Origin of the sequence: Prosthecobacter sp. (assembly GCF_044373815.1) — a bacterium.
In the GTDB taxonomy this organism is placed as follows: domain Bacteria; phylum Verrucomicrobiota; class Verrucomicrobiia; order Verrucomicrobiales; family Verrucomicrobiaceae; genus Prosthecobacter.
Genome location: NZ_JBIPNG010000100.1, coordinates 1 through 16518, shown reverse-complemented (window position 1 = coordinate 16518; position 16518 = coordinate 1). Strand labels below are relative to the sequence as shown.

Annotated in this window: 12 protein-coding genes; 9 read left to right on the top strand and 3 right to left on the bottom strand. The window is 59.8% G+C overall.

Annotation, left to right across the window (positions count from 1 at the left end):
• On the bottom strand, window positions 1-1661 hold a 1661-nt coding region (locus tag ACIREA_RS10810), incomplete at its 3' end, for a type I polyketide synthase (RefSeq protein WP_397382282.1).
• Window positions 1662-1848: 187 nt separating this feature from the next.
• Here ACIREA_RS10810 and ACIREA_RS10805 point away from each other — a divergent pair.
• From ACIREA_RS10805 to asnB, 3 genes are all read left to right on the top strand, one after another.
• A complete protein-coding gene (locus ACIREA_RS10805; RefSeq protein WP_397382281.1) occupies window positions 1849-2112 on the top strand; it encodes a UPF0175 family protein in 264 nt (87 codons plus the stop codon).
• The gene (locus ACIREA_RS10800) at window positions 2109-2600 is read left to right on the top strand and encodes a DUF3368 domain-containing protein (protein ID WP_397382280.1); all 492 of its coding nucleotides are present in this window, start codon (window positions 2109-2111) and stop codon (window positions 2598-2600) included. Before ACIREA_RS10805 ends, ACIREA_RS10800 begins: the two co-directional genes overlap by 4 nt.
• 94 nt (window positions 2601-2694) lie before the next feature.
• A complete protein-coding gene (asnB, locus tag ACIREA_RS10795) occupies window positions 2695-4656 on the top strand; it encodes an asparagine synthase (glutamine-hydrolyzing) (RefSeq protein ID WP_397382279.1) in 1962 nt (653 codons plus the stop codon).
• 379 nt (window positions 4657-5035) lie between these two features.
• Here the strand turns inward: asnB and ACIREA_RS10790 are convergent, their stop codons facing one another.
• A complete protein-coding gene (locus tag ACIREA_RS10790) occupies window positions 5036-5806 on the bottom strand; it encodes a hypothetical protein (protein WP_397382278.1) in 771 nt (256 codons plus the stop codon).
• A gap of 4 nt (window positions 5807-5810) precedes the next feature.
• Window positions 5811-7109: an amidase gene (locus ACIREA_RS10785; protein ID WP_397382277.1), complete on the bottom strand. Its 1299-nt coding sequence runs from the start codon at window positions 7107-7109 to the stop codon at window positions 5811-5813.
• A 232-nt stretch (window positions 7110-7341) separates the two neighbouring features.
• On the opposite strand from ACIREA_RS10785, the gene ACIREA_RS10780 reads away from it, so the two are divergent.
• The 6 genes from ACIREA_RS10780 (at window position 7342) to xerC (ending at window position 16518) form a co-directional block, all read left to right on the top strand.
• Entirely contained in the window at window positions 7342-7524 is a 183-nt protein-coding gene (locus ACIREA_RS10780) for a YezD family protein (RefSeq protein WP_397382276.1), read from the top strand.
• 56 nt (window positions 7525-7580) lie between these two features.
• On the top strand, window positions 7581-8543 hold the full coding sequence (cysK, locus tag ACIREA_RS10775) for a cysteine synthase A (RefSeq protein ID WP_397382275.1): 963 nt from the start codon (window positions 7581-7583) through the stop codon (window positions 8541-8543).
• 6 nt (window positions 8544-8549) lie between these two features.
• A complete protein-coding gene (locus ACIREA_RS10770; protein ID WP_397382274.1) occupies window positions 8550-9326 on the top strand; it encodes a succinylglutamate desuccinylase/aspartoacylase family protein in 777 nt (258 codons plus the stop codon).
• A gap of 292 nt (window positions 9327-9618) precedes the next feature.
• A complete protein-coding gene (locus tag ACIREA_RS10765) occupies window positions 9619-11445 on the top strand; it encodes a LamG-like jellyroll fold domain-containing protein (RefSeq protein ID WP_397382273.1) in 1827 nt (608 codons plus the stop codon).
• A gap of 582 nt (window positions 11446-12027) precedes the next feature.
• Window positions 12028-14769, top strand: a complete 2742-nt coding sequence (locus ACIREA_RS10760) for a beta strand repeat-containing protein (RefSeq protein ID WP_397382272.1) — start codon at window positions 12028-12030, stop codon at window positions 14767-14769.
• A gap of 336 nt (window positions 14770-15105) precedes the next feature.
• Window positions 15106-16518 (top strand): tyrosine recombinase XerC, encoded by a 1413-nt coding sequence (xerC, locus tag ACIREA_RS10755; RefSeq protein ID WP_397382271.1) that lies wholly within the window; start codon window positions 15106-15108, stop codon window positions 16516-16518.

Here is a 16518-nt window from a genome sequence, read left to right as displayed (position 1 = left end):
TCGGGCCGGGGCGTAAAAGAGCTGCGCATGCGCGGCCCGGGTTGACCTGACGCAAAAGCGCTGAGCTCCTGCACCACTTCGCCCAGCGTCCGCGCGGTCAGCGCCAGACGGTATGAGTGATGATTGCGCCGCGCACCCAGCATGTACGTGAGGTCCGGCAGCAGCGGTGAGCTCCCGTTCAACTTCGAATGCTCGTCCAGCCACACACTCAGCTGCCACGCGGCGGATTGCAGCGCCTTCTCGGAGCGTGCAGAAAGTGTCAGTGGCCATGCGCGATTGTTGCTGGGAGTCACATGCGCACGCGGTGCCTGCTTCGGTGCCTCAGACAAAATCACATGCGCATTGGATCCACCAAAGCCAAAGGAGTTCACACCCGCGAGACGCATCGCGCCCGTGTTCGGAAACTCCTCACTCGCCACCGGCACGCGCAGCTTCAGCGCACTGAAATCAATGTGCGGACTCGGCGTTTCAAAATGCAAACTTGCCGGAATACGACCATGCTTGAGCACCAGCGCCGCCTTGACGATCCCGGCCACACCCGATGCCGTCTCCAGATGTCCCAGATTCGTCTTCACCGAGCCAATGATAAGCGGCGAATCCTCCGCACGCTCTGCACACAAGGCCTCGGCCAGTGCATGCGCTTCAATCGGATCTCCCACCGCAGTGCCCGTGCCATGCGCTTCCACATAGCCGATTTGTTCGGGCGCCACACCCGCAAGCACACACGCATCATGCACCAGATTGGCCTGCGCTTCCGGACTCGGCAGCGAGATGCCATTCGTATGCCCGTCTGAATTCACCGCAGATCCAATGATCACCGCATGGATCGGATCACCATCCGCGATGGCGTCAGAGAGTTTTTTCAGCAGCACCATGCCCGCGCCTTCACCGCGCACGAAACCATTCGCCGAAGCATCGAAGGCCTTGCATTTGCCCTCAGGCGAAAGCATCCCCGCCTGTGAAAATCCGATGAATCCATCCGGCGTGATCATCACCGTCACACCGCCCGCCATCGCCGTTTTGCAGCGTCCGTCCAAAATGTGCTCGCACGCCACATGCACCGCCGTCAGCGCGGATGAACACGCCGTGTCCATCGCAATGCTCGGCCCGGTCAGATTCAAACAATACGAAATGCGGTTCGCCGCGATGCTGTGCGCACTGCCCGTCGGCGTATGCGCGCTGATGCCTGCCCGATCCGTCGAAGTGTGCTGCAGTCCTTGGTAATCATTGTGCGAAATGCCGACGAACACACCAATGTCCGTGCCCTTGTCGAGATCCAGCACAAGACCAGCATCCTCGATCGCCTCATACGCCGTTTCCAGCAGCAGCCTCTGCTGCGGATCAATGTAAGGCGCCTCACGCGGCGAGATGCCGAAGAACTGCGGGTCAAACTGGTCGATGCCGTCGATGAAGCCCCCGCGCTTGGCCACCGTCTTGCCCACGATGCCCGGCTCCGCATCATAAAAACGCTCCACATTCCAGCGGTCGGCCGGCACATCGCATACCGCATCGCGCCCTTCCTCCAGCAGCTTCCAGAACGACTCCGCGTCATTCACCCCACCAGGGAATCGGCAGCCGATCCCGATGATGGCCACACTCTCCTTGTTTAAGATGGGCAGTGCTGGCGGCAGAGACGGAGAGGAATGATTGAGTGTGGGCATGTGTGATATGGAAAAAAGTTTACGGTCCCGCTGCATGGGTCCGTCTTTCACCGCTGACCTGCAGCGGCAGTCCAATCCTTTAATCCCTAACCCCCGTTCATCACCATGGGGTAAAACCCTACCCTTCAGGCTGATCGCATGAACAAGTGCCCGCTTGCGGTCAGTTCCGAAAAAGGTAATTTCCAGCATGACAATTGTTCTCGAACTACCCGATGCCTGGAAGCGCCTGCTCGGCCTCGACACGGCTGACGCCGCCGGGCGCGCGCGTGAAATGCTGATCACCGAGAGCTATCGTGAAGGCAGGCTTTCACGCGGTCAGGCTGCGGAAATGCTGGGGCTCGGTTTTCACGAGGCGGAGTCTTTTTTCAAGCGTCAGGGCGCAGAGCAGCAGCCCTCCTGGGAGGAGCTTGAGGACAGTTCTGAAAAGTTGCGTTCATTCTTGCAGGCATGAACTCGACCAGCGTGGTCGTGGCGGACACCACGCCGCTCAATTATCTCATCCTGATCGGACGCACCGACATTCTCGGTTCACTCTTTGGAGAAGTCTTGATCCCCTCGGCTGTGCTCGCGGAGCTTCGTCATCCCAAAGCTCCTGAAGCCGTGGAGCGCTGGCTTCAAACGCCACCTGCCTGGCTGCGGGTCGTGCAGGTCCGTCATCTGGATGAGACTGTACAGCTCGGCAAAGGTGAAACGGAGGCCATCAGCCTCGCGCTGGAGCAACGGCTGAAAGTGGTTCTGATGGACGAACGTCGCGGCATGATGGCGGCGGAAACACGCGGCCTCCTGGCTGTTGGCACCCTCAACCTGATTGACCTCGCCGATGAACGTCGGCTCTGCAATGGCATCGAATTGCTTGACGATCTGAGGCAAACAACCTTCCGCGCCGATGCCGAACTGCTGAAGCGCTTTGAAGCCAGGATGCAGGCGCGATGGAAATGATCCTGTCAGTTCCCGGGCACCCCGATGGGGTCTTACCCTACCTAGCCAGTTAGCGATTGCTTCCCTACCCCAAACGCAGCGATAACAGCCGCATATGTGTGGCATTGCTGGTATCATGGATCTGGCCGGAAGGCGTTCGGTGTCTGAAGGTGTCGTCGAACGCATGGCTCGCGCCTTGACTCACCGTGGCCCCGATGAAGAAGGCTTCCTCCAGCGACCCGGCGTCTCTCTCGCTTCACGTCGTCTCAGCATTGTCGGCCTCGCCGATGGTCAGCAGCCCATGTGCAATGAAGACCAGAGCGCCTACACCGTCTTCAACGGCGAGTTCTTTGATTTCCCCGAAAAGAGATCAGACCTCGTTTCGCGCGGCCATGTCCTGCACACCCACTGCGACACCGAGATCATCCCGCATCTCTGGGAGGAAAGTCACGAAGCCATGTTCGAGCGCATGCGCGGCCAGTTCGCCGTGGCCCTGTACGATGTCCCTCGGCATCAGCTCACCCTCGGTCGTGACCGCTTCGGCATCTCTCCCTTGTACTGGACGCGCCAGGGCGACTGGCTGCTCTTTGCCTCCGAGATCAAAGGCCTGCTAGCTTCTGGTATGGTGACTCCGCAGGCAGATCTGAACGGCATTGATCACATCTTCACCTTCGGCGCCATGCCCGGACCGACGACGTGCTTCGCCGGCATCCATCTCCTTCCCGCAGGCCACTACCTGCAGATCACCCCCGGTCAGGCGGATCCCATCAAGGAGCACACCTACTGGGAAATGGATTTCCCCAATCAGGGCGATGAAGACCCCAATGCTGATCAAACCAAACTCGTCGATGAGTTTGAAAGCCTACTCCTCCAAGCCGTCGAAAAACGCCTGCGCGCTGATGTCCCCGTCGGTGCCTACCTCTCCGGCGGTCTCGACTCCAGCATGATCGTCGCGATGGCCTGCAAGCTCAAAGGCGAGTCCATCAACACCTACACCATCCGTGTGGACGATCCGAAGCTTGATGAACTCAGCGCCGCCAATCTTTCCGCCAAACACATCGGCACCAAGCCCCCCATCGTTCAGGAGTTTCGCGCCAGCGATGCCCTGGATATGTACCCCCAGCTCATCCACGCCGCCGAAGCGCCGGTCATCGATACCTCCTGCGCCGCGCTGCTCATGCTTGCGCGGCGCGTCCATACCTGCGGACAAAAAGTCGTCCTCACCGGTGAAGGCGCAGACGAATGGCTCGCAGGCTATCCCTGGTACAAGATTGCCAAGATCTTCAATACTCTCGATGCCATCCCCGGCCTGCGCCTGAGCGACATGGCACGCCGCGCCTTTCTCCGCCTCAACAAAGTCCCGCACTATCCCGCCACCAGCCGCAAGATGTGGGAGGACGCCGTCGGCGGCCCCAATGCCTGGATCGACAGCTACGGCGTGCTCGCCCTCTCCAAGCTCCGCTTCTACGGCGAGCCCATGCGCGAAGTCCTTGCCACCGCACGCCCCTGGGAAAGTCTCGGCATGAATCTCGACCGCGCCAAGCACTGGACCCCGCTCAATCGCAGCCTCTGGGTCGGCGCACGTGTCACCCTCGCCGGTCATCTGCTTCAAGCCAAAGGAGATCGCGTGGCCATGCACTCCTCCGTCGAAGTCCGCTACCCCTTCCTCGACGAAGACGTGTTCGACTTCACCTCCAAGCTCGCCCCGCAGTGGAAACTCAACGGCTTCCGCGACAAACATCTCCTGCGCCTCGTCGCCGAACGCTGGCTGCCGAAAGAGATCGCCCGCAGGCAAAAAGTCATCTTCCGCGCCCCGCTCGACAGCTTCCACATCGCCCCCGAGCCCAAATTCGTCGGTGAACTTCTCAGCGAAGAATCCCTGCGCCGCACCGGCTACTTCGACATCGCCCAGGTGCGCCACTGGCGGAAAGCCTTCCGCGAACTCCGCGTCGGCTCCCTCCCTCGCCTCTCCGTCGAAATGGGCCTCGCCGCCGTCGTCGCCACCCAGCTCTGGCACCACACCTTCATCGACGGCACCCTCGCCGATCTCCCCACCTCCGCTCCAAGTAAAGTGTAGGTTGATCTCAAACCTCTGCTCCAGCAGACTGCGGAGCGCGGAATTTATTCCGCAGCACTCCGCAAACACCTTCAGCATGAATGGCTCTCAGTTGTTGAGACTTGCATCACAGAATTCCTTCCTTGTCTTGAAGGCCAACGGCCTTCCGTATTTCAGCCCAGGGGGGCCGAGCTTTAGCGAGTGCTCCCCTGGGTTATGCCAGCCAATCCGGGAAGCAAACCCAGAACACCTCCACACGACGCCGGGCACCAGCAGCGTCTGCTCCGCCATTGCGCCGCAGGAAGCCGTGTCCCGCGCCCCATGGTCTCCGGCCCAGCCTTCGGATCCTAAACTCCACAGGCTATAAAATATTACAAAATGCGATAACCTTCCCCCCCCCTCACGGAAGCTTCCCCAACTCCTCCCTCCCCAGCGCCTTCACCTCCGCATCATCCTTCTCCATATCGGGCATCGTCAGCCCCTTTGTGATATACTTCCGCGCCTCCGCAGTCTTCCCCATGTGCGCAAACGTCCGCCCCAGCTCGATGAAATGCCGTGGGCGCCGCGGATTGATCGCAATCGCACGCTCAAAGCACCGCACCGCCTCCTCATTCGTCGTCGTCGGCAGCTTGCCGTAAATCAGTCCACCCAGCAGATGTTTGAGCGTGCCCACATTGGCCAGTACCTGATGCCACCTGCCCAGCACGTGCCAGGCCACATCATTGCGCGGATTCAGCGCGATCGCCCGGTCCGCCGCCGCTTTGATCAGCGGTGTCGCCGCCACCTGCTCCTTGTTCCCCTGATACGGCAGCATGCGTCCGTAAGTGATCGCCGGTGAGATCTGCGCATCCGAATCATTCGGCCCCAGCTTGGCCGCACGCTTACCGTAGTCCAGCGCCACCGCACCGATCTTGAGCTTCTCCGCACCCGTGCCCGCGTCAGACATCAGATGTCGGTACTGCCGCGCAATGCGCACCAGCAAGGTCACATTCGCAGGTTCCAGTTTCTCCGCTGGCAGATAGTACCGCAGCGCATCAGCCGCTTTAAATTGGACATCATGGACATCGCCACTTCGCATCAACTCAGCCACACTTTGCGCATGGCTGATCGTACAAGTAAGCAGCAGGGCTGCGGTATAGACAGTGGTTCGGCAGAGGGAAGATAAGTACATAAGATTAGTTGGGGCGTTCAATCAATCGGCCCGCATTCAAGAGCGCAGCCTCGCTCAGTCGCGGACCCACAAGTTGCAGGCTGGTCACGGGAGTGGTCTTGCCCTGGGGCGGCATCGAGATCGGAATGGCCAGCGCAGGATTGCCCGCATAGTTCACCGCCACCGTGTTCTGCATATCAAACACCCGCAGCTCAAACACCACATCAGACCCCCAGAAGGGCATTTTCGGCGGCAGTCCCTGCAGCGTCGGCACCGCAATGAAATCCACCCGCTTGAAAAGCTCCTTCAGTTCACGCTGCCACGCAGCCTTGCGCTTCACCGCCCCAGCATAGCCAAAATTGTAATCCAACTCACCCTTCGCCAGCACCAGCTTCGTCAGCAGGCTCACGCCTTTTTGGTTCGCGTACTTTTGATCGTTGTACCACGCATCCCCCAGCGCCACCACCTTGCCGTCCTTCTCCGCAGCACGCCATTTCTTCTCGAAGTCCCTGCTCAGTCGCACGATCTTGAAATGCCTCGCGATCAGCTCCGCGTCGATCGCCTTATCAATCGCCGAATCAGTCCCGCTCAAATACAGCCGCCCGATCGTGATGTGTCGCGCCAGCGGTTTGTCCGCCACCGCCTCCCGGTATTTCCCCGCAAACCCACGCTGCAGCAAATCCATCCCCTGCGCCAGATCGCCGATGTTTCGCGCCAGCGGCCCCACCGTGTCCAGATGCTTCGGCGAGATCGGAAACACACCCTTCGTGGAAACCAGACCAAAGGTCGTCTTCAGTCCATACACACCGCAGCAGGCCGCCGGCACACGGATCGATCCGCCCGTGTCCGTGCCCAATGCCACATCCGCCATGTGAGTGGCCACCGCCATCGCAGACCCGCTCGATGAGCCGCCAGGAATCCCATCGTGCTTCCCATCCAGCCGGCTTTTAGGCGTGCCAAAATAGCGGTTCTCACCGGACACCGTCACCGCAAACTCCGTCAGATTCGTTTTGCCCACGATCTCCACATTTCGTTCCCGAGCCAGCGCCAGACACGGCGCATCGCGCACCGCCGGAGGACTGTTCTTCGCCACAAACTCAGACCCCGCCGATGTCACCCGTCCCTTCATGTCGATGTTGTCCTTCACCGCCAGCCGCAGCCCCTGCCCCTGTGCAGATGCCGGCCAGTAGCTGATGAACGCATGCTCGCGTGCATGCTTCAGCCGCCGCTCCTGTGGCGAGGCACAGCCATCGAAAACCATCATCACCAACGCGCCAAGAACAAGACCGCAAACACGCTTTTTCATCATATTAGCCCCCAGCATGCCTCCCCACCCCAGCCCCCACAATGGGGTGAACACTCCATAGCGCGAAAGACAAACCCATCCCCCCTCCTCGCACCTTTAAGCAGCTGGCATGGCGGCATGCGGCCTGCAAATGTCCGCAAAAAACCTTTAATCCTACTTGCGCAGTGTATATTCACGAATAATACTTTCCACACACACTTGTCAGTTCCTCACGCAGGCATAACTCCACACACACCACTCCTTCTCACCCATGTCTCAGCAAACCCCAGAAGTTGAAGTCGAGTCCTGGGTCGACATCGTCAAACAGAAGGTCTCTGCGCTGAGATTCGGCTCCGTTCAGATCATCGTCCATGAAGGCCGCGTCACACAGGTCGAAAGCACCGAAAAGACCCGCCTGTCAGTTGAACACCTGATCACTCAAACCAGAAAGTAATTCCAGCCTGAGGTCGGACTCAATTCAACTCACCATCCCTAACACCGATTCCTGCCATGTCCTACTATACCAGCATCGTTGAAACCATCGGCCGAACCCCGCTCATCAAGCTCAACCGCCTGTCCGCAGGCGTGAATGCCACGATCGCGCTCAAGGGCGAGTTCAAAGAGCCCCTCGGCAGCGTGAAAGACCGCATCGGCCGAGCCATGATCGAAGCCGCGGAGGCTGATGGCACCTTGAAACCTGGAACCACCATCATCGAGCCCACTTCCGGCAACACCGGCATCGCGCTGGCTTTTGTGGCCGCCGCCAAAGGCTACCGCCTCATCCTGACCATGCCTGAAACGATGAGCCTGGAACGCCGCACACTGCTGGCGTTGCTGGGTGCCGAGCTCGAACTCACCCCCGGCCCCAAAGGCATGAAGGGTGCCATTGAAAGAGCCAACGAACTGCACGCCACCACGCCGAACTCCTGGATTCCCCAGCAGTTTGAAAATCCGGCCAATCCCGAGATCCATCGCAAAACCACGGCGGAAGAAATCTGGGCCGACACCGAAGGCAAGATCGACATCTTCGTCGCCGCCGTCGGTACCGGCGGCACGATCACCGGCGTGAGCGAAGTGATCAAATCGCGCAAGCCGGACTTCAAATCCATCGCGGTGGAGCCCGCGGCATCCCCGGTGATCACCCAGACTCTGAATGGCGAGCCCGTGGTGCCAGGGCCGCACAAAATCCAGGGCACCGGCGCGGGCTTTGTGCCGAAGAATCTCAACATCAAAATCCTCGATGAAGTCATCAAGGTCAGCAACGAGGACGCCATCCGCACCGCGCAGCGTCTGGCCCGTGAAGAGGGTCTGCTGGTGGGCATCTCCACCGGGGCAAATGTCTGGGCCGCTCTGCAGGTCGCGGCACGACCGGAGAATGCCGGCAAGCTCATCGTCACCGTGGGATGTAGCACCGGTGAACGCTACCTGTCCACCGCCCTCGCAGACGAAGCCCGCAACAAAGTTGGATCCTAAAACACCATGTCAGCCCTGCCATCATCTCTCACTTACACCGGGGACAGCATCCCCCGCCCTCTCATCCGCCGCCGTCATTTCGTGCTGCGTGAGCCCACGCCCGAAATCGAGCGCAGCATCTTCATTCCAAAGATCATCTCCAAGCCGGTCAATCCCGGTTATGGCTTCAAGTTCGCCATCTTCGCCGGCATTCATGGCGATGAAGAAGCAGGCACGCTTGCCGCCTTTGACCTCATCCGCTGGGCCTCCGAGCAACCGGTCGAACTCCACGACTACGAGCTCCACATCTATCCAGTGTGCAATCCCACCGGCCGCCGGTCTCGCACCCGGCACTCCGGCAGCGGCATTGACCTGAACCGTCAGTTCTGGAATGAATCCGACGAGCCTGAAATCCAGTACCTCGAAGGCGAGCTGCGCCGTGAAAAATACGACGGCATCATCTCGCTGCACTCAGATACGGACAGCGATGGCGTCTACGGCTTTGTCGGCGGTTCATTCCTCAGCGAGCATCTGCTGAAGCCCGCACTTCGCGCCGCATCCAAGATCCTTCCGCGCAATGACTCTCAGGTCATCGATGGCTTCCTCGCCGACAGAGGCATCATTCGCGAAGGCTACCTCGGCATGCTCACCGCACCTCCAGGCCAGTCCTCCTCGGCCCTGGAGATTGTCTTTGAAACTCCGTCTCTGGCTCCCATGCCCCTTCAGGTTTCTGCCACAGTGGTCGCCGTCAAAACCATCCTCGCACGCTACCGCCAGCTGCAGTCCTACGCCCCGAATCTCTAACCCCCATTACCGGGAACGTTTGAAGCGCAGGCACCGGTGCGCCCTCGCACCGGCCCGCCTCGCTTCGTCGTTCTGCACACAGGGGCCATCCAGCAAATCGGTTCACCGGAGCAGCTTCGCGAACATCCGATGAACGAGTTCGTCGCAGCCACCTAGGAGCGGCTCGCTCATGCAGCCATCGCCTCCTCTCGTAACCGGGTGCAAGCGGCATGGCATGTCAGGCGTTCTACCTCCATGCGCCACGAACCCGCGCCGCATTCACTCGCCTTGCCTGCCTCCAGCTCCTCCCTTCATGATCCGTTTCTCCGCCTTCTGCTTCTGCGTGCCGCTCCTCATGCCAGCTCTGCATGCCGCTGATGCCAGCGTGCTGGCGAACAAAACCACGCCTGTCACAGCACAAACCTGGCCGCTCGATGCCGTGGATGCCACCATTCAGCTCCACGGTGGCAGGCCCAAAGTCGTCCCCGGTGCGCATGGCAAATCACTCGTTCTCGATGGCAAATCCGTCATCGAACTCAAGGACACCGCCACGCTCAATGGCGAAAACGGCTTCACCTTCTCCGTGTGGCTGAATCCGCACGCCTTGGATGCAGGCCAGCAAATCATTGCCGCCAAAAACCGCTACTCACTCAAAGAGCGCCAGTGGAGCCTCGCGGTCGAAGAGGGCGGCATCCTGCGCGCCTACCTTCAGCAGGACAAGTGGCGGACCATCACCGCCAAGCCCCTGCTGCAGGCCGGCCACTGGCACCACGTCGCCCTCACCGTCTCCGCCACCCAGGCCGTGCTGTATCTCAATGGCCAGCCCGTCGGCGAGACACCCATCAGCAAACCTCTGCCCTCCACGCATGCCCCCATCACCCTCGGCGGTGTGTGGGATGGCGACCGCCTCATGCAGCAGCTTCACGGCGCGGTGGATGACGCACGCTACATCTCCCGCGTCCTCACCGCCACAGAGGTCGCCAAAACCTACCAGCCCGTCACCGCCACCCAGGAAGTTCCCAAGCCCATCGCCCCTTCCGAGACCCCTTTGTGGGATGCCACCGCCAAGCTGCCCAAAGCCGCCGAGGCACCCGTGCTGGACGGCGTGGTATTTCATGTCATCCAGCCACATGCACCTGAAAAAGACGGCTACATCTGGCTCCACGGCGTCGGCCTCGGCTGGCACAAAGGCAGGTTGTATGCCTCCTTCGGTCACAACAAAGGTGAAGAAAACACCCCCGGCGAGCAGGCACGCGGACGCATCAGCAGCGATGGCGGCCGCACCTGGGCCGACACCTTCACCATCGGCGCTGGCGAGTCAGACGACCACGCCGTCAGCCACGGCGTCTTCCTCTCTCACGAAGGCGCACTCTGGGCCTTTCACGGCTCCTTCTACGGCCACCACCTTACCGACATCGACAGCAGCAAAGTCCACACCCGCGCCTACCGGCTCAATGAAACCACTGGCAAGTGGGAGAGCCAGGGCACCGTCATTCAGGGCGGCTTCTGGCCCCTGCAGGAGCCGGTAAAAATGACCGACGGCAACTGGATCATGTCCGGCATCAGCGTCGGTCACGGCCACCACGCCGCCGTCGCCATCAGCCATGGCGCAGATTTCACGAAATGGGATCTCGTCGTCATCCCCGCCGCCGAAGGGCTCAACATGTGGGGCGAATCCACCGTCATCGTCGATGGCGCCAGCATCACCAACATCGCCCGCTACGGTGCCAAACCCCAGGCGCTCATCTCCGTCAGCAAAGACCACGGCCGCACCTGGAGCACCACCGCGCCGAGCAATCTGCCCATGGCCACCTCCAAGCCCTCCGCCGGCATGCTCAGCACCGGCCAGCGCTACCTCGTCTGCACCACCACCGCAGACAGCGGTGGCCGCCGCACGCCATTGACCATCGCCGTCAGCAAGCCCGGCTCATCCGTGCTCAGCCAAGTCTTCATCATCCGCCCCTCCGTCTTCCCCCAGGGCCCCGGCGATGTCGCAGACAATGCCTCCCTCTCCTACCCCTGCGCCACCGAGCAAGAAGGCAAACTCTACATCGGCTACTCCAACGGCGGTGGCCGTCGTGGCAACCACAACAGCGCGGAACTGGCGGTGATTCCGATTCAATCCCTGCTGGTGAAATGAGGGCGCACCAACGTTCCCAGGTTCATCCCCCATAATCCTTCGCTCTGTGGCCATGGGCTTCGAGGCAGCAATTTTCAGCGCTTTTCAGGCAACAATGCGTTTGTCCAAACCGTGCCGTTAGGTGAGCAAGAGGCCGATGCAGCAGCTCACAAGTTTCGGCAGATCAAAAAAGGCGAAATCGGCGCTGCCAAATGACAGGCGAAAAAATCGAGACCCATTAAAAGCCTCCACAGTGTCGTTTATGTTGCGCAGGAGCGCATGCGCTGGCGTGGTTGATGCGCATTGATGGGGCGCGATGAAAGCCTCCCCCTCTTTCAGTGCAAACATAACGACTCGGCTGCAAGTGCCGCTCACACGCCCCTCACACACCCATATGTTGTGTGCTTGACGTTCATGGAGCGTGGCGTCGGCAGCCGGGAGCACTGCTGGTCAGGCGGGGAGGCGTTTAAAGCGATCTAATCCCCCCCCGACGCGCAATTCAAACTGGCAATGCATCAAACCAAATTCCTTTCTCCAAGCGTTCGCGGTGCTGTGTCTCGCTTGGGCACCATTTGGCAGTTCTGTTCGCTGAGCTTCTGCCTGGTGCCCCTCGCCTTCGCCATAGCGCTAGCCCTCGTCTGCGGATTAACCAGTGTCCAGGCGCAGTCTTACACCAGCACCTCAGATACGGGATCCTGGAATACCTCCCGCTGGAATAACTCATCGGATGCAGCGCCTTACACCAGCGGTTACACCCCAAACCGTGCGGTGAGCTTCACGTCCGGCACCTATTCATTCGCGGGCATGGGCGGGGCCGTCAACGTGGGCAATATCACCGTGGCAAGCGGTGTAACTGTAAATTTCACAGCCAACACGAACACCTTTCAAACAGCGGGCCTAGTTCGGACGATCAATGTGGGAAGTGGCGGAACTCTGGATTTCTCCAATCAGGGCATCACCAACTCTCTAACTGCCGGATTCATCAAAAATGGTGCAGGGGTTATGGCTCTAACCGGTAACACTTTTGCCGGAGGTTTCACCGTGAACGCAGGCACCGTGATCATGCGTGGCGCAAATGCCATGGGTGGAGGCGCAACGAACGTTCTCACGCTCAACGGCGGCGTTGTCGCTTCCAACGCAACCCTCTCCATGTCGAATGCTCAATACGGCGGTGGTATCGTGATCGGGGGCAATGTGCAGTTTGGCGAAATGGCCGCCAACGTCGCATTGGCCAGCGACACGGCCAACCTGAGCTTTGCCAACAACGTGTCGCTGGGCAATGCGACGCGCACTCTCACGCTCGGCAACGGCGGCACCATGACCTTTAGTGCCATCATCAGCAACACCGCCACCAACGGCCTGACCTTTGCCGCCAACGCCAATGGCACCGGGCGCTTCGACATCACAGGCACGGCCAACACCTTCACCGGCGATCTCCGAATCACCGGCGGCGAAGTGCGCTTCAGCGCCGATGGCAGCCTCGGCAACGTGAACAACAACATCATCATTGATGGCGGACGCTTCGCATCGGTCAGCGGCGGTTCCTTTGCCATCTCCAGCACGCACGCGATTACCGTGGGCGACACGGCTGGCACCTCGATCAGCGCCCCTGGTAGCGGCGTGCTTACCTACGATGGCGTGATCGCCGACATTTCCGGCAAGACTGGCGCGTGGGCCAAGCAAGGCGGCGGTACGCTCGCTCTTGGCGGGGTCAACACCTACACCGGGGACACAGCAATCAACAACGGCACACTCCAGCTCACCACGGGCAATGATCGTCTTCCCACAGGCACCACGGTAAGCCTGGGCCAGTCAGCGAGCGCCAACCTTGGCATTCTCGACCTCAACGGGCGCAGCCAGCAGATCGCCGGATTGAATTCAGTTGCCGGAACTAATGCTGCGGTTACGAAAAACACCGTCACTTCTTCAGGCGCAGCAACACTCACCCTCGGTGGAAACGGCAGCTATAGCTTCAGCTCGGGCACGGCTGCCAATTCAGGCGTGATCACCGGTGCAATCTCTCTGATCAAGACGGGTGGCGGCACCCAGACCTTTGGTGAGGCTAATTCCTACACCGGCAAGACCAGCATCAATGGCGGCTTTATCGCCGGCAGTGGGGAAAGCATCTTTGGCACAGCTCCAGGCAGCTTCACCGCCGACCAGATCACCCTCAACGGCGGCGGCATCAAGGCCACCGGCAACATCTCCTTCAGCAGCAATCGCGGCATCACATTGGGATCGAGTGGCGGCACCTTTGACACCAACGGCAACACCATCACTCTTACCAACGCGGTGACAGGCAGCGGCGGGATAACCAAGGCAGGCTCTGGCACCCTGGTTCTCAATGCCAGTCATACCTACACCGGTGGCCTGACGGTCAACGCCGGTGTCGTGCAGTTGACCAATGCGGGCGGGCTCAATTCCAACAGTGTGACGTTCGGCTCCGGCGTCATCGCAGGCACCAAGCTCCAGCTCAATGGCAACAACGTGACCGTTTCCGGCCTCAGCACCAACGCGACGCCGGGCTCCGCCGTGGTCGAAAGCGGTTCCGGCTCTGCTGGCACCGACACGCTCACCGTGGACAACAGTACGTCAAACACCTTTGCCGGCGTGCTTCAAAACGGCTCCACCCGCGCTCTCGCACTCACCAAGCAAGGCGCGGGCACCATGGTTCTCTCTGGCACCAACACCTACTCCGGCTCCACCATTGTAGGCGACGGCAATTTGCAGGTCGGCCAGTCGGGATCAGGCAAGACCGGCACCGGAACTGTCAGTGTGAACGGTTCCGGCGCGGTGCTCTCCGGCACTGGAACGGTGGATGACAGCACGACCACGGTGATCCTCGGCACGATCAAACCTGGCGACAGCGGTGGTGTCAGCACCGGCACGCTCAACACCAACACTCTGATCTTCGTTCCCGTCTCCACGCCTTCTACCGTCGCGGAGTTGCAGATCCTTGGCTCCACCGCCGGGTCAAACCTCTCTGCCGACAAGATCAACATCACCGGCGATCTCACGCTCAACAGCTTCAGCAATATCTTCGTCAACGGTAGCGGCTACACCGCCGCCGTGGGCAACAGCTTCACGCTCATCGAATGGAGCGGTGTACTGACAATTGGCGGCTTTAGCACCGGCACCAATCTGCGCACTGGTGCCAACGCCGCAGGTAACGAGGGCAATCTCGACCTGCCTGACATCACCGGTATCGGCTTCTGGGACATCAGCGACTTGGCCGGCAGCGGCGCACTTACCCTCACCGTCGTTGTGCCGGAGCCAACACGCGGCATGCTCCTGCTGCTCGGCCTGGTATCGCTGATCTTCCGCCGCCGGAAAATCAACGGCTGAGGCTCACATCCGGCAACGATTCAACAGCCTGCTTGAGTGCTTCGCTGCCGGCGTGGGTGTAATGCTCGCTCATCTGCTCGGAGCCATGGCCGATCAGTTCCATCACAACCGCTTCAGGGCTGCCAGTAGCTCTGGAAAGAAAGATGGGCAAAAAATCTACCATCAGACTGCCATCAAGTTTTTGGAGCAGAAGTTTGCCAGTTTTTCCTCAACCCAATGTAACTCTTTGTACTTCAAAGAGTGGTGCTCGGGAAGGGACTCGAACCCTTAAGCCTTTCGGCACAAGATCCTTAGTCTTGTCATTGCGCGTTTGGTCATAATGGCTAATGTTCCATCATGATCGCACACATCCCTGTTTCTGTAGGGCTTCCAGCCTCATTCGATACGAACACTGGCAATCATAAGGTGCCAGCGGCGGACTTAAAAAGTGTCCGAAAAGTGTCCGATTCAAACGCTAAAGCGCGAGTCATCGGCAAGACGGACGCACGTTATTGGAAACAGCCACGAAAACTCATCAAGGATGCGCGAAGCCCGTTCCTAACCTGTAAAGTTCAGTGTCACGGCAGGCGCGAATCCTTCCCCCTCCGCACATCAAACTTGGACGCAGCCGCAGCCAAAGCTGCCGCAATATTTGGGGACGTCTCAGTTTTGGGCTGGGAAGCGGCGCTAGAGAAGCACAAGCCCGAGACACCAGCACGTCAGAAACTTTCCACCATCGGTGGCCTCATTAGCGAAGTTCAATCAACTGCGGGCTTTCGCAACGTGACCTTCGCGACTTACGCCCGATGCCTGCGCCAGCTTGTCGCTGAGATCGGGGGTGTCGGCGATCAACCCGCACTGGACGAGCAGAGCAACCCGAAGAAAGACAGACGGGGACGGATAAAATACCTGAGCCGCAAACATGGTGCCGGAAATAAGGCGTGGCTCGCAAAAGTCGATTCAATGCCCCTCTCAACGATCAACCCCGCCGTCATCCAGAAATGGAAGGTGGCTTACATTAATGCAGCCGGCACCGCGCCCGATGCCCGCAGACGCGCAGAAAACACCGCCTCCAGTATTCTACGCAATGCACGCTCACTGTTCTCCGACAAGGCACTGGAATACGCACGCGACAACCTTGTGCTCCCCTCTCCCATGCCATTCGTCGGTGTGCATCTGCCAAAGAAAGGAAGCACAGCATACAAGAGTAAGATCAACGCGGTTGAGTTGATCGAGGCGGCAAGGGCCGAGTTGAAGGGTGAAGCCTTCAAGATCTTCTGTCTCGGGCTTCTCTGTGGACTGAGAAAACGTGAGATAGACCTTCTCACATGGTCGCAAGTTGATTTTGGCAAAGGCGTTATCCGCATTGAGCGCACCGAATACTTCCAGCCCAAGAGCGAAGACAGCTCCGGAGAGATTGACATTGATGCTGAATTGCTGGCTTTGCTGCAAGGATGGAAGGCAAAAGCAAGTGGGGCGTTTGTCATCGGGTCCACCCGCCAGCCCAAACACGACACCAGTCGCGTGTACTATCGCTGCGACCCGGATTTTGAGACTCTGTACACCTGGCTGCGTAAACAGGGCATCACCGCGCGCAAGCCGCTTCACGAGCTCCGCAAGGAACTTGGCGCTATTCTGGCCAGCACACAGGGCATCTTCGCCGCCCAGAGCGTTCTCAGGCATGCCCAGATCAGCACCACAGCGGCATACTATGCCGATAAAAAGAAACGCATCACAGCAGGCCTTGGTACCCTCCTCAGGAATGCCTAA